The sequence below is a fragment of the Paenibacillus sp. FSL H8-0548 genome, from assembly GCF_038630985.1.
GTDB lineage: Bacteria > Bacillota > Bacilli > Paenibacillales > Paenibacillaceae > Pristimantibacillus.
Genome location: NZ_CP152049.1, coordinates 6,505,358 through 6,519,977 on the forward strand (window position 1 = coordinate 6,505,358; position 14,620 = coordinate 6,519,977).

At 46.1% G+C, this 14,620-nt stretch carries 11 protein-coding genes; 2 read left to right on the forward strand and 9 right to left on the reverse strand.

The window, feature by feature from the left end; genetic code table 11:
* Positions 1-150: 150 nt before the first annotated feature.
* The 3 genes from MHI37_RS27470 to MHI37_RS27480 form a co-directional block, all read right to left on the reverse strand.
* A complete protein-coding gene (locus MHI37_RS27470; protein WP_076336748.1) occupies positions 151-981 on the reverse strand; it encodes a carbohydrate ABC transporter permease in 831 nt (276 codons plus the stop codon).
* Between the two features lie 18 nt (positions 982-999).
* Positions 1,000-1,869 carry a sugar ABC transporter permease gene (locus MHI37_RS27475; RefSeq protein WP_179090204.1) on the reverse strand — a complete coding sequence of 290 codons (870 nt, stop codon included), beginning with the start codon at positions 1,867-1,869 and terminating at the stop codon, positions 1,000-1,002.
* Between the two features lie 79 nt (positions 1,870-1,948).
* Positions 1,949-3,271 carry a sugar ABC transporter substrate-binding protein gene (locus MHI37_RS27480; RefSeq protein WP_076336680.1) on the reverse strand — a complete coding sequence of 441 codons (1,323 nt, stop codon included), beginning with the start codon at positions 3,269-3,271 and terminating at the stop codon, positions 1,949-1,951.
* 240 nt (positions 3,272-3,511) lie between these two features.
* On the opposite strand from MHI37_RS27480, the gene MHI37_RS27485 reads away from it, so the two are divergent.
* A complete protein-coding gene (locus MHI37_RS27485) occupies positions 3,512-5,050 on the forward strand; it encodes a glycoside hydrolase family 31 protein (RefSeq protein ID WP_076336681.1) in 1,539 nt (512 codons plus the stop codon).
* 25 nt (positions 5,051-5,075) lie between these two features.
* Positions 5,076-6,362 (forward strand): Gfo/Idh/MocA family oxidoreductase, encoded by a 1,287-nt coding sequence (locus tag MHI37_RS27490; protein ID WP_076336682.1) that lies wholly within the window; start codon positions 5,076-5,078, stop codon positions 6,360-6,362.
* A gap of 133 nt (positions 6,363-6,495) precedes the next feature.
* On the opposite strand, the gene MHI37_RS27495 is transcribed toward MHI37_RS27490, so the two are convergent.
* The 6 genes from MHI37_RS27495 to MHI37_RS27520 all read right to left on the reverse strand — a co-directional run bounded on the left by MHI37_RS27495 (position 6,496) and on the right by MHI37_RS27520 (position 14,542).
* Entirely contained in the window at positions 6,496-9,432 is a 2,937-nt protein-coding gene (locus MHI37_RS27495) for a DUF4832 domain-containing protein (protein WP_076336683.1), read from the reverse strand.
* Between the two features lie 80 nt (positions 9,433-9,512).
* On the reverse strand, positions 9,513-9,647 hold the full coding sequence (locus MHI37_RS27500; RefSeq protein WP_256710503.1) for a hypothetical protein: 135 nt from the start codon (positions 9,645-9,647) through the stop codon (positions 9,513-9,515).
* 4 nt (positions 9,648-9,651) lie between these two features.
* Complete coding sequence (locus tag MHI37_RS27505) at positions 9,652-10,680, reverse strand: LacI family DNA-binding transcriptional regulator (protein ID WP_306010670.1); 1,029 nt, start codon at positions 10,678-10,680, stop codon at positions 9,652-9,654.
* Between the two features lie 193 nt (positions 10,681-10,873).
* Entirely contained in the window at positions 10,874-11,590 is a 717-nt protein-coding gene (locus tag MHI37_RS27510; protein WP_256710504.1) for an MgtC/SapB family protein, read from the reverse strand.
* 4 nt (positions 11,591-11,594) lie between these two features.
* Entirely contained in the window at positions 11,595-12,392 is a 798-nt protein-coding gene (locus MHI37_RS27515; RefSeq protein WP_076336685.1) for an inositol monophosphatase family protein, read from the reverse strand.
* Between the two features lie 32 nt (positions 12,393-12,424).
* Positions 12,425-14,542 carry a DNRLRE domain-containing protein gene (locus MHI37_RS27520; protein WP_076336686.1) on the reverse strand — a complete coding sequence of 706 codons (2,118 nt, stop codon included), beginning with the start codon at positions 14,540-14,542 and terminating at the stop codon, positions 12,425-12,427.
* Positions 14,543-14,620: the final 78 nt, after the last annotated feature.

Below are 14,620 nucleotides of genomic sequence, written 5' to 3' on the forward strand. Positions count from 1 at the left end.
ATTGAGAGCGCTGTCATAATTACTTCTACTTATTTGAATTTGCCCCTTGCATCATAAGCAGCAGGCCAATCCGGACTCACATAAGTCCGGATACCTGCGGAAATGCATTCGAAACCGATAAGGCTAATGAGAGACACAAGGATCAATCGTTTATCCTTTATGCGCGCTAAATGCGATGCCTTCAATAAACTGCTTTTGAAATATAAAGAAGAGCACGATCATCGGAACTACCGCCATGAAGGCGCCTGCCATTAACACGGGATAATCCGTTCCGAACATGGAGACGAGTGTTGCAATACCTGATGACAAGGTCATCTTCTCAGGTGAGCTGTTAATAATGAGCGGCCACTGCAGTTCATTCCAAGACCACTGCAATTGAATAATGACAATGGCCACTAAAGCCGACTTAACGAGTGGAAGCATAATATGCCAGTAAATTTGAAATGGATTGCAGCCATCCAGCACTGCCGCTTCTTCCAATTCCTTTGATATGGACATAAAGAATTGCCTTAAAAGAAAGGTAGCGAAAGGACTAATTAATGAAGTAATCCAAAGCGCAGTAACCGTATTGACCAATCCAAAGTCACTCATCATCATATATTGCGGCGTATAAAAAACAGGATTAGGCACCATCATGACTGAGATAATCAATACAAAAAGAATCGTACTTCCTGGAAACCTTAACCGAGCAAAGGCATATGCCGCCATCGAACTAAATATAACCGGAAATACGGTCTTCATTATCGCTGTAAAAACGGTATTCATGTAATAATACGGAAATGCGGATTGCTTGATCGCCTCCATATATCCTCTTAAGCTGGGGGCTTCAGGAAAAAAATGAATTGGAATTTGGGTAGCTTCCGTAGTTGTCTTCAGCGAAGTCAGCACCATCCACACAAATGGAACGAGCATAATAACGGCGCTGATTATAAGAATGCTATGAACAATCCAGTTGATCTTCCTCGCCGATGAGATTTGCATTTCTGTCATCCTTCCTCCTCAGTCGTAGACGACCCACTTTTTCTGAAAAGCAAATTGAATCCCTGTCAGCAAAAGGTTAATCAACAATAATACATTGATAATTGCAGCTCCATAATTGGGATTAAAGTAAACGAAGCTATTTTGGTAATAGGCATAGACAAGTGAGCGAACCGACGGAAGCGCTACATTCGTCTTCCCAATAATTAGAAAGATGGAGTCAAAGATCTGCGTTGCTCCAATCAAAAGAATAATACTCGTGAAAAAAAGCGTTGGTGTCAGCATGGGAATGGTTATATAGCGAAACTTGTTGAATCTCCTGGCACCATCAATGTCTGCCGCTTCATAGAGCGATTTAGGTATCCCTTGCAAACCTGCGAGAATCAGCAGCATATTTAAGCCGATTGCCCCCCACACACCAACGATAACCAACACGATCATCGCATAATTAGGATTAGACAACCATGCCACGCGCGTTCCCAAGATATGATTGACGAGTCCGAAGTCCTGAGCGAACAAGACGACCCAAACCATCGCTGCCGCTGCAGGCATCGTGACCTGAGGCAAGAAAAAAATGACACGGTACATGGACAAACCTTTAATCTTGGTATTCAGCAGCACAGCAAAAATGGTAGAGAGGATTAGCGTAATTGGCACAAACAGAACAACATAATATAAGGTGTTGCGCAGATTCTGCCAAAACTCTGCGTCACGGAATAATTTCTCATAGTTATCAAATCCAACCCAATGATTGACGAGCCCGAAATTCTCCGACTGTTGGAATCCTAGCATAATTGACTGGAGAACCGGCCAACCCCAGAAAACCAATGTGCCTATGAGAGTCGGCGCGATCATGAAGTAGGCCCAAACATATCTGCTTCTGGAATTCAATCTGACCACTCCCTATTCATTGGAGACGTTCCTGCTCGTCAGGAACGTCTCCCGAATCACTTTAATTTGGATAATAGGCTTATTTTGTTTCAGCTATTGCTTGATTCATCATCTCAGCGACCTTCTTCGCAGCTTCCTCCACCGCGATAGCTCCGCCCCACGCTTGCGACATAATTTCAGGCTCTTTCGCGAACCATACAGGGTACGACTCGGAACCACTCGGATACGGAATCGCATCAGCTACTTGCTCCGTGAATACTTGCAGATTCAGATGTGGTCTTGAAGTCAGCCACGCATCTTGTGTACCGTTGAATGCCGGTATTGCCGCACCCATTTCCGCCGTAATTTCCGCTGCTTTTTGGGATCCAAGGAAGTTGAGGAATAGCCAAGCTTCTTCCTTATTCTTTCCTTTTGCGGACATAACGTTTCCTAAGCCATTAATGATATTGCCTCTTTTCTCCTTGCCCGTAGGCAATTTCGCCCAATCCCATTTCCCATTGATAATTTCGCTGCTATCAATATCGCTGATCCGCCAAGATCCGTCAAAGATCATCGCTAATCTTCCGGACTTGAACATCTCCGTCGCTTCCGTATCCGTCATTTGTTGATGAGTCGGAGAAGCGCCGTCGAGAATCATTTGATAACGAGCCTTCAAAGCTTCAATGGACGCCGGATCATCGTACCCCGACTTACTCAGATCAGCGGACAGAATACTTCCGCCATTAGCTAGAATATCGTTCCAATATCCAGTTTGAGTGTCAAGCTTCGCCCCAAAGCCATAGATGCCTTTATCAGGCTGGCTCAGTTGCTTAGCAACCTCTGCAAGCTTGGCATAATCCCAAGTGTCGTCAGGATACGGTATGTTCGCTTGATCGAACAACTCTTTGTTGTACGCCAATCCGATCGTGTCGAAATCCTTAGGCACGCCGTAGTTTTCGCCGTTCAGCGTATAGATGGAAGCAAGGTCTGCCGCATAATTATTCAGATCGATTTCTCCGGCCTGCACCTTGCTTGTGATCGGCTCCAGGAAATTACCTGATGCATATTTGACGAATTGGCCTCCATGCATCCAGAAAACATCAGGCAATGTGCCGGATGGAGCAGCAGCGGACATTTTTGTCCAATAATCCCCCCATGGGATAACTTCTACCTTGATCTTGATATGCGGATTTTCTGCCGTAAACTCCTTCGCAATCGCTTCCATTGCCGGCTGCTGAATTTTATCCCAAATGGAATAGGTAAGTGTTACGTTCTTTTTTGGAGCATCAGTCGATTTCCCAGCATTGTTGTTCGGACTATTATCCGGTGAGTTGTTTGTGTTGCTGCTGCAAGCAGCAGCGAACAAAGCAATAACGATAAAAACAGTTGCAAGCATGAATGAAAATTTGTTTCTTTTTCCCATCTTATATCCCCCTAATGATTAGTTTAGGCAAATTATTTGCGTAAACTATTACGCAGATTACCTTGCCTCTTTACTACTTCATTTTAATCGAATACTACAAACGCTTTATATGCCTCATTTTAAAGATTGCATGCCTAATTATTAAGATAAAAAGGGTTTGCATTCGAATAAAGATTCATCCATAATACTAGTAAATAATTGCGCAAATTATTTCTTAATAATGAATGGAGAGTGTCTGCTATGAAGATCACTGAATTGCAAAGAGGTCTTGGAGAGTACTGGTGGGGAGGGGTTATTAACGAAGGCCATTTAATGCCCTTTGGCGACCATCCACATACGCGTGATTTGCGTTTGACGGATGATAATCAAGCTTCACCCTTATTACTATCTAATCTAGGAAGGTATATTTGGAGCGAAGAGCCGTTTACCTTCTCATTTAATGAGGGCACCATTACCATCCATCACAAACAGGAGATAGCGATTGAAGACGGGAACGAAACCCTTCAAGGAGCTTACAGGCATGCATGCCATAACCATTTCCCCCCTTCCGGCGTTACACCTGACAAACTAGCCTTTGAAGCACCGCAATACTGCACATGGGTAGAAATGTTTTATGAACCTACTCAGGAGAAGCTTCTCCACTATGCGAGATCCATTATCGAGAACGGCATGCCCCCGGGCGTGTTAATCATTGATGATAACTGGATGCAAGACTATGGGACCTGGGACTTTGATAAGCATAGATTTCCCGACCCCGCAGGTATGATCAAAGATTTGCATGAGTTAGGGTTTAAAATCATGCTTTGGGTATGCCCGTATGTAAGTCCCGACAGCATCACCTTCCGGAAATTGCGTGATCTTGGACTCCTGATGAAGCATGCTGATGACACCCCTGTCCTGAGAAGATGGTGGAACGGGTATAGTGCGGTCATCGACTATACCAGCCTAGACGGAGCCGTATGGTTCAAACAACAGCTAGACAGGCTGGTTGAAGATTACGGGGTGGACGGATTCAAGCTGGACGCAGGAGAACCTCTCTTGCCTGATCTGATGGATGACGTTACAGCAGAAGTCGCATGGTCACGTCCTGTCCGCCCGATGGAAGATTGCGAATCCTACGCCAGACTCGGAATTGGATACGCGCTTAGCGAATTGCGCATGTGCTGGAAGCTTGGGGGACAAGCGCTAATCCAGCGGCAACGGGATAAAACGCACTCGTGGGAAGCTGCGACCGGACTGAGGGGACTAATCCCCAACGCGATCGCACAGGGCCTGATGGGATACGCTTTTAGCTGCCCTGACATGGTTGGCGGAGGAATGGATGGAGATATTAATTCACCGAATTTCCGTTTTGATTCCGAGTTATTTATCCGTTTTGTTCAATGCTCGGCTTTATTTCCCGCGATGCAGTTTTCCATGGCGCCATGGCGAGTTTTGAACGGCGATGAGCTGGCTTGGTGTATGGATGCGGTACAGATCCGAACGGAATTAGGCCCCCTACTCTCCGAGCTTGCAGACCAAGCTGCCGAAGAAGGGCTTCCAATCCTGCGCAGTCTGGAATTCGTTTTCCCGCAGCAAGGCTTCCATGCTGTTCAGGATCAATTCATGGTTGGCGAGTCCATTCTGGTAGCACCAGTCGTGAATAAGGGACAGATCGTACGAAGCATACAATTTCCGGATGGCCGATGGCTGGGAGATGACGGAAGCGTAGTCGAAGGCCCTATCCAGCTCGAAGTCCATGCGCCTCTGTCTCGATTGCCCTGGTATAGAAAAATTTGAATCCTTACGTTAAGGAGAGCTTCTTATGAAAACAATCAAATTAGCTGTTATAGGAGCAGGAGCTAGAGGCTTCTTATCCTATATGCCATATGTTCAGAGGTTTCCTCACGAGGCAGAGGTAGTCGCGGTGGCCGAACCAAACGACGAGAGAAGAACGAGGTTTGCGGAAGCATTGAATCTAAGCTCGGAACAAATCTATTCAACATGGGAAGAGCTGCTAAGCCAGCCCAAGCTTTGTGACGCGCTCCTCATCTGCACACAAGATCAGATGCATTACGAACCTACGATTGCCGCTCTTAGAGCGGGATATCATGTCCTTCTTGAAAAACCGATGTCCAACAATCCGATGGAGTGCGTGGAAATGGAAAGAATCGCACGTGAAGAAGGACGCTTGCTCTCGGTCTGCCACGTCTCAAGATACACGCCTTTTTGGCAAAAAATGAAGCAAATCATTCATGACGGTCTTATTGGTGACATAATGTCCATTCAACACAACGAAAACGTTGGTTACCTCCACTATGCTCATAGCTTTGTCAGAGGCAATTGGCGGAATGACGCTCTCTCAAGTCCAATGATATTGGCCAAATCATGTCACGACATGGATCTGATCCGTTGGCTTGTCGATGCGGATTGCACGAAGGTCAGCTCGTTTGGTTCTTTGGGTCATTTTCATATCGACAATGCTCCAGCAGGCTCAACCGACCGATGTACGGATGGCTGCGCGGTGGAACATACCTGTCCATATTCCGCACTGCGATTTTACATGCAAGACCTTGTGTTAAATCCCTTTGCTGCACTCATAGCAGATCCGCCTACCGAAACCAATAGAATGAACGCCATCATGGAAGGTCCCTATGGCAAATGTGTCTATCGGACCGATAATAATGTGGTGGATCATCAAACGGTGAATATGGAATTTGAAAATGGGGCTACCGTTATATTCAGCATGTGCGGGTTTACGCGTGATATGAACCGCATCGTCCAAGTCATGGGGACCAAAGGGGAAGTTCGCGGCGATTTGCTAAGCGGCCATATCGATTTATTCGAGTTTTCGTCAGGCAATCAATCTGTTATTCAAACCCAAACCAGTAGTAGCGGTCATCAAGGAGGCGACGATGGAATTATGCGACAGTTCCTGTCCGACCTTCGGAATGGACGATATATTGACACCTTGACTTCTGCGGAAGCCTCTCTGGAAAGTCATCTTATGGCCTTTGCCGCTGAAGAATCTAGGCTGAGAGAAGGTGCGGTTATGGATATGAAGCTCTTTCGTAAATCTCTTTCATCAACTGCACGGGGCAACACTCGTTGAACGAATTAAGATTCGTGAACGACTATCAATCTATTCAAGAATCTAAGAAGGTATAAACAAGACCGACCCGCAGAACTGCGGGTCGGTCTTGTTTTGTAGGTTTAAGCTAATCGGATGGCGATCAGCTTACTACTTATTCGAAACGAATCTCATCTATCCAGACTGAACTGTTGCCCCCATGCCAAAACGTCATCGACAGTTGGCCAGGGGTGCTGCGATCTACGCCGTTCGCTGCCAAATCAATTTCAATATTTTTGTAGCTGGTCGTTATCGCATCTCCGCTGAAAGCCGCCAATGTTTTGGTCACTCCGCCGATCGTGAGTTCGAAGTGGCTTTGCTCACCCCCATTAGCGCCTTTGATACGAATCACCATTTTCGAGTAGCTTCCTATGTTCTGGTTGATATCCGTGCCTAACCATCCGTCATTGTTATACTGAAGCTTCAATGCCCCTGATTCAATTACGCCTGCGTTATTGACAAACCCATTTGCGCTTGACCACTTGCCAAGATCATTGGCTCCCGGCCAGCTCGGCGAGTTATCGAAGTTATCTAACAGCAAGCCGGTTGTCCCGCCTCCTCCGGCATTTGTTGTTACATTAACTACTGCGCTTGCAGCCGATAGATTGCCGGCCGCGTCTTTTGCTTTCACGGTATACGCGTATGCCGTGTTGGCATTTAATCCGCTATCCGTAAAGCTAGTCACCGCAGATGTGCCCGTTTGATTGCCGTTTCTGTAGATCACATACTCCGTTACGCCGACATTGTCCGTCGAACCGCTCCATGACAAGCTTACGCTGTTCGATGTTTTACTCGGTACGCTCAAATTCGTTGGCGCAGTCGGTGCTTGCGTATCGCCGGCGCTGCCGCCTCCGGAAATCTGAATGCGGTCAAAATCAGGCGCCCAGCCTGTCGGATTAGAGAAATGGATCGTGTTATTGCCTGCATTCAGCTGGACCTGGGCCTGAACGGTGCCAACCGCAGTCCAGCCTCCCGTGCTCGGCAGATTAAGCGTGGAAGCTGATCCTCCGTTTACGCGTAGCTGTACGGAACGAGCCTCGCCGCTTAGATAAGATACCGTCATCGTATACGTTCCTGCAGCTGACACGCTTATTCCGTTAAATTGCAAAGTACCGTCATTATTCCCGACATACCCTACCTTTGAGCTTCCTGAGCATGTTGCGCACGAGGAAACGATAGCTGCTCCAGTCCGCGTATTGCTTGCGGATTCCGCTTCATAAGCTGTACCGGTTTCGCCCCCTCCGGAAGCGTTTGTAGTCGTACTTACAGAGCTGCTGTTGCCTGATACGTTCCCCGCTGCATCCTTCGCCCTGACTGTGTAGCTGTAATTCGTGGCTGGACTTAACCCTGTATCCGTAAAGCTATTGGTGCTCGAAGAGCCTACCGATACGCTTCCGCGGTAAATATCGTAACCGGTCACGCCTACGTTGTCGGTTGAAGTCGACCACGTCAGACTGACGCTGCTCGAAGTCGTCTCGCTTACTGCCAGATTCCCTGGCGTGCTTGGCGCCTGAGTATCTGTGCTTCCTCCGCCGCTATAGCTGCCATCATATGCCGTTTGGGTCAGGTTATACGAAAGCGTATTGTCCGACTTTAACAAATCGAAGGGCCCGATGTTCTGATTGGCAGGGTCCATACCGATTCCTACTTTGCCGAGCGGCGTTCGGCCGCCTGTATAATAGTTGGTATTGGCAAATCTCGCGCTTGGCTTATGCCCGTATGGGTCAAGAATGGAAAGGGCCAAGGTGTAGGTTCCCGCCGGAACATTGGAAGGGATTGTAAACGCACCGGAAACCTGCTGAACGGCAGGCGCTTGATTATATTGGCGCGTCGTGCTGTTCCAATTGTCACCCGGCATCCAATTCCGTATGTCCACGTTGTTAAAAATACCTTTCCAAGCTACCGTACGATCGCTTCTCAGCAAACTGGCTTCCACTGGCCAGTTATAATAGAACGGAGCCGACCCTTTGTTCACGACTTGAAAGGATACATCCATTGACCCGCCAGGCTGCACGCTTCCCGAGAATGTCGCTTGATTGACGACGAAGCGGTATCCGAATTCCTTCTGCATCAAAGCTGCTCCCTGCGATACGTTCGAATTGCCGGCATCGTACAGATCAATCCAGCCCAGACTGGTTGTATGTGTTTTTTTGATCCAATCGATGACAAAGTTCCGATGGTTCGGATCGCTTAACGTGTCGTTAGGGGAATCACCCGGCTGAATATCCTTCTGCCCCCAATCGTAGGCAACCTCGCCGCCATTAATTTGCGTCCTCCAGACATCCCTTGCGACAATGCCTTCTCCTCCAGACAGATCGTCAATCAAGGCAAATGAGTCCCATAGAAATCCGAAGTTATAATTTTGGAATGTATCGGGATACCGCACTTGGACCTTCTTGTTCTGAAAAGCTTGCGTAGCGGCATCGCCTAATGCCGTCTGGAAGCTGAGCGGAATTCTGTCCGTATTGTCCGTCATCTTATCCGGCCAAATATGATGCTCGCCCCAATTCCCCCACAACCCGAGCTCGATATAGGCAACTCTCGGGTCGTTATCCCAAGCTTGGCCAAGCTTCTGGATGAAAGCTGTAAGACGGTTTTTTAATGTTTCCGACGTCCATTGCGTCGTCACATCCCCGTGAGGTACGCCTTGGGGCCAATATTCTCCTCCGTTCGGATAGACGATGAACACGCGAGGAATCACCTTTTTATTCTGGTTTTCGATCCCTGCCCACGCCGTATTGCTCCAATCCTTGATCTTCTGAACGGAGTCCGACGCCGCATTCTCCAAATCGGTGTATTTGATATAGTGCTTAAACACAGTTCCGTACTCATGATTCGAGAAGCTGGTGTCGTTCATGAACCGAGTAGGCCTAAATCCTTTAAAGGGATTTTTGTAAGCCTCTTGCGTCTCTGTCAGAGTAACGCTGATCGGACCAACAGCTGCTGATACCGACTCGCTTAACGGTACTACCAAAGAACCTCCTGTTAGCAAAATAAACAATAACAACATGGTAAACGCTTTCATAAATGGCTTTGAAAAACTGTTTTTCATCAGTCATCCCTCCCATATTTTAAAAGTTTGCGCAAATTAATTGCGCAAACTTTTGCGTTTTTAGTATATTCTAAATTCGCTCACTCCGTCAATCTAAATAATACTGACTCCCGATTATCATGACTCATTGATCCATTTATTGTAGTTTTGAATGCCAAATAGCCGTCACTCAGACTGTAATGATAGCTGAGGACGGCTATTTCGGAATTTTTCATTGTTTTACTCCTTATTTAACACGCTAGCACATGATTCTCTTACAATTAGCTCCGTCTTTATACTGATGCTAACTTCCGAGATATTTTTGTTCGTGATCAATTCTGTAAGTACTTTTACAATGATGGAGCTAATATCGTATCTAAACCTTCGAACGGTCGTGAGCGGTGGAACCATGAACTCCGATAGCTTCAAATCATCAAAACCAACCAAAGAGATATCCTTAGGAATACGGATGTTCAGCTCGGCCAAACCCTTCATAGCTCCAAAAGCAATGATATCGTTCAACGTAAAAATAGCCGTTATAGACGGGTCTTCACTCATCAATTGCTTCACCGCCTCATATCCATGAGCAGGATCAAATGCTCCTAATACGACATGGCTTTCCATCCACGGCAGCTTAAAATCGCGAAATGCATCTTTGCAACCGTCGAGACGATTTACGTTCACGAGATGGTTTTTTGGCCCAGCTATAATCCCAATTTTCTGATGACCTAACTTATGCAGATATCGAATCACCTCATAAGCGCCTTTACGGTTATCATAGTCAATATAGTTATGGCCGATTTTGTAGGTTCTTCCATTCGTAAGCAAGTACGGAATTTCGAGTCTCTCAAGCTCTTCAAACAACTTGTCGTTGACAATGGGGTCAAATATGATGGCTGCGTCCGCTTTCCCCTCGCTCAAAAGTCTATATGCCGGAGAGGACTGCAAATCTGTACTGTGCTTCACAATATCAATCTGGTGACCATATGCTTCAAATTCTTCCTTTAAGTGATTCAAGTCGGCAGAGGTTGAAGGGTCATTATCGAAGAAATCATTATGGCCTGGAATGATTACGGCAATCGTATAGGGGATGCCTGCCAGCTGGGAGGGAGAGACGCCCGGTTTTAAATGTTCATTAGCAATGTCCAACACTTTTCTGCGGGTCTCCTCGCTGAAATTGCCTTGATTGTTTATGATCCTGGACACTGTACTAATCGAAACGTTTGCCTTTTTTGCAATTTCTTTAAGTTTGATACGCGCCCCTCCAATCCTTACGAAACTTTTTGCACAACAAGGAAATTATAGCGTTTATTCATGTTCTCAGTCAATCATATGCAGGTACTGGATTTAGATTGATTTATTACTTTATATCTGAATGCCAAATCTGCTGACTCTCTCTTCAACTCTTATATACAACAGATCCACACCTTCAAGTCATGAAGGCGTGGATCTATTTACCCTTTTAAAAACTTTCAACCTTGGCGGATATGACATTACTCATTTTCTTGGAATCCATATATACGTCAGTGGCATATGTTTTATCGTTTACTCTGGCTTGAATATCGAGCTGATAGGTTTCTTCTGCCTGTAGATCCTTAACTCTTACATTTTTAATCATTATATTCCGCTCCTGCAGCTCTTTGATAATCCCTGTCATATTCGTTGACCTCTCTACTACGAGCTCTATTAGCATTTCCTTCTGATGCAGGGATTTCGGGCCTATCCTCCAGATAATCGCAGGTATTAGCTTGATGCTAATAAATAAGAAAACAACGGCAATGATCGCTTCTCCGATAAATCCTGCACCAACCGCAATCCCAATTGCTGATGCGACCCACACCATTGCCGCCGTCGTTAGGCCGCTAATCATATCATGATTTCTCTTCAAAATAACACCAGCTCCGAGAAACCCAACTCCTGTAACAATTTGCGCGGCCAGACGCATTGGATCCATAACGATACCGCTGACCTTAGGAAATTCATAGGCCGAATGATTCGACACAATCGTTAATAGACAGCTCGCTAACGTTATAACAAGGCTCGTCTTCAGCCCCGCTGGCTTTCTTTTCAATTCTCTTTCCATGCCAAGCACTAACCCCAGCACCATAGCAATCGCTAGCCTAATAATGACTTCCATATCAACCAAATAAACTGAAATAGTGTCCATAATGTTATCCATCGTGTTACCTTGCTTCCGACTTTAATAAGAACACGATTTGTTCAAGAATAGTAGGGATCGCTGCGATGATACCGCCATTATAAGTCCAGTTAATTTCCTGGCCAGACAGATCCGTAAATTTGCACCCTATTTCTTCTAATATGACTCTCGATGCGGCATAATCGTAGGCTTTAATATCATGATGTACATAGGCACCCGATCTGCTAAGCGCAATATCGCTTAGTTCCAAAGTGCTGGCTCCATAGACTCTTATCCCCCTTGCAGCAGCGATTAGCTTTGAATAAGGCCTCCATGTATCCTGATCATGTATCTCGCTCCAAGGAAGCGTAACGGCCAGCAGCTCATTCTCCAGCCTGTTATCAAGAGGCAGCATTTCGAGCTTATTGCCGTTCATATATGCTCCTTCCTTATGAAAGGAACATAACAGCATGTCATTCATAACTGCATTTACGATACCGAAAATCCCTCTATTTTGTTCGCAGAAGGCAACCGAGATTGCAAAATCCTGTTTTCTATTAATCAAATTAGTCGTTCCATCGATTGGATCTATGATCCACATATACGTAGAGGAGGATTTAACGTTATGAATATTTTCCTCACCGATAATATTATGATCAGGATAATAGGCTCTTATTTTTTCGACAAGGAATCTTTCCACCTCTTCATCTATGCGGGTAACCAAGTCCGAGTGACTGAGCTTAATACGAATATCAAGCTCATTTCGCATCAAGTTCCTAATCATTTCACCCGCTTCAATGACCCATTGTGTCGCATAACTATAAACCTCGTGTTCTAGTAACAAGACGTAAGCCCTCCTTAAGCACATTCAAATTCCTATGGCAATCGATAGGTTACAACAAGGCTCGGCCTGCTATCTAAATCCGTATTTTCAGATGAAGCAAAATCTTTAGCTCCTGTCGAGAGATTCACAGAATCCTCCAGCAATACAATTCCATAGTTGGTCTTGCTGCCGTCCAGCCAATCTTGAGCCAAATCCGTTACATTAAAGGTATACCAGCCGTTCTTTACATTATGAATCGTTCGCTTGTCTATGGAGACATTTCCATAGGAAGGCCTGTTGTTCCAGTTCACGCCCGCAACCGCCTGACCGTCTATCCCCGTTCCTTCACCTTCACTCCAGGCTCCGGTTACTTCACGTAGATTAACGGTCTTGCTCACCATTCCGTTGCGCGTCCCCATTAACTTAATGCGCAGCTCGGCGCTGGTAATAATGGCATTGGATGGAATGGAAACCGGCAAAGAAAACTTAAGCAGAGCATGCTTCTCATCTTCTGCCGTTCCTCGGTAGGAGGTCACTTCGAACACATCATGACCACCCGTATTACGGCCTGAATAAGTACTATACTTAAGAATATGCGCATCTGTCGCAGAGCTATAGTCTGGGCCCTGACGGAGATAAGCTGTGGTTAAGATATAGGGGGTTGTTGCGCTCAACGAAACTTTGTCGAATGTCGCATTACCCAAGACAGATGCATGGTGAGAGGTTGCTGCCAATCCGACATATACCTTGCTGTTCATATTGACTGTAACCGCGTTCCCAATCTGGGTCCAAGCTGAACCATCCGTTGATTTAAACCCGGTAAAGGAGTCGCCGCTGCGAACAAGCTTAACGTATTGGTAAGCACCACCGGCAACCGTATCATAATATCCTGTCGTGTTGGACAAGTTCTGTCCTGTTGTTACTCTCCTTTGAAAACTAATGCCATTGGATGGTGTGACAACAACATCTGCAAATGTACTATCCGCATCTAGCGTCTCTCTTATCATGACCCCGGCTTTTGCCCAATCATTCGTATGGTCTAGATGCGCGACTCTTGCAATAATGGTCACATCACCTTCTATAGGCTGATAGACATAATGGAACTCATCGGCTGCTGTCCATATATCGTTGCCTGCCGCGGAAATGGTGAATTGACCATTGCGGTACCCTGCGTTGCCTGTAAGGGCAACAGCGCCGATATCCTTATGAGCCCAGACGCCAGACATAGGCTCACGCAGATTCAGATAGTTGATCAGCTCTCGAGATCTGTCGGTTTGAATCATCGTCGCGCCTTTATTGATCACCCAGCCCCATCCGCTCTCAGGGTCGGTTAAAGAACCTTGGTCCGTATGATTAGCCGCAAGTGACGCCCATAATGTATTCACCCAAATTCTTTTATTCGCATTTTTGATCTTATTCAAATTCGTTTCGGAAATCACTGCATCTGACTCAGCATCGAATATCAATTCGTAAATGTCAGGCTGTGCTCCCGCAATTAAGGTGTCTAGACTGCCAACATTGGAGTCATCCACTACCGCTGCATAAAGCGGTCTTGGTGACTTGGAATCCAACCATGCATCTACTTCTGAATTAGCTGAGCTGCCCTTGAAAATCCCTTGTTCTTCCGTCTGCGTGCTGACTAGAACATTCCAAATATCGTCCCGCAGACTCCACCCTTTATCCAGATTGACCAATACTTTCCCTTTCATAAGCAACATCGCTTCCTCAAGCGTCGGTACAGTTTCACTCGTCAGTGCGGCGCCCCCGCCCCCCTCGCCTTTCCTAAGGTTCAAGGATTTAATCTGTGCCAAGGTTTTACTGCTGACATTTCCCGTACCATTCGTCATACGATTAACGTCTGTATCGTGCATCAGTACAAGTACACCATCAGAGGTTCGTTGAATGTCGATTTCAATGATCTCAACGCCCATGTCGATCGCGGCCTGTATGCCCGACAAGGAATTTTCCGGATGGTTCCTCCAATCGCCTTTGTGCGATACCACCATGACAGGACCGTTTGGATTTTGCAATTGTTCCAATAGCTCGCTGCTGGAGCGAGCTTCCGCTATCCCAGCCCCTAATGTTGCCAAGCTTCCTACAATTAGTACCAAACCGAACGAATACAGCATCACTCTTCTGGCAATCAGACTTCGAAAATAAAAACTACGCATAGTCATTCCTCCATAATATTGATGGTAAGACCATTTTGAGAATAACGCTTTCATTTCAATTTTGTTATTACTCAACGT

Excerpts from the sequence above, each read along its gene's own strand:
- MHI37_RS27470 (WP_076336748.1), bottom strand. The coding sequence starts at position 981 with ATGCAAATCTCATCGGCGAGGAAGATCAACTGGATTGTTCATAGCATT.
- MHI37_RS27480 (WP_076336680.1), bottom strand. The coding sequence starts at position 3,271 with ATGGGAAAAAGAAACAAATTTTCATTCATGCTTGCAACTGTTTTTATC.
- MHI37_RS27485 (WP_076336681.1), top strand. The coding sequence starts at position 3,512 with ATGAAGATCACTGAATTGCAAAGAGGTCTTGGAGAGTACTGGTGGGGA.
- MHI37_RS27490 (WP_076336682.1), top strand. The coding sequence starts at position 5,076 with ATGAAAACAATCAAATTAGCTGTTATAGGAGCAGGAGCTAGAGGCTTC.
- MHI37_RS27495 (WP_076336683.1), bottom strand. The coding sequence starts at position 9,432 with ATGAAAAACAGTTTTTCAAAGCCATTTATGAAAGCGTTTACCATGTTG.
- MHI37_RS27500 (WP_256710503.1), bottom strand. The coding sequence starts at position 9,647 with ATGAAAAATTCCGAAATAGCCGTCCTCAGCTATCATTACAGTCTGAGT.
- MHI37_RS27510 (WP_256710504.1), bottom strand. The coding sequence starts at position 11,590 with ATGGATAACATTATGGACACTATTTCAGTTTATTTGGTTGATATGGAA.
- MHI37_RS27520 (WP_076336686.1), bottom strand. The coding sequence starts at position 14,542 with ATGCGTAGTTTTTATTTTCGAAGTCTGATTGCCAGAAGAGTGATGCTG.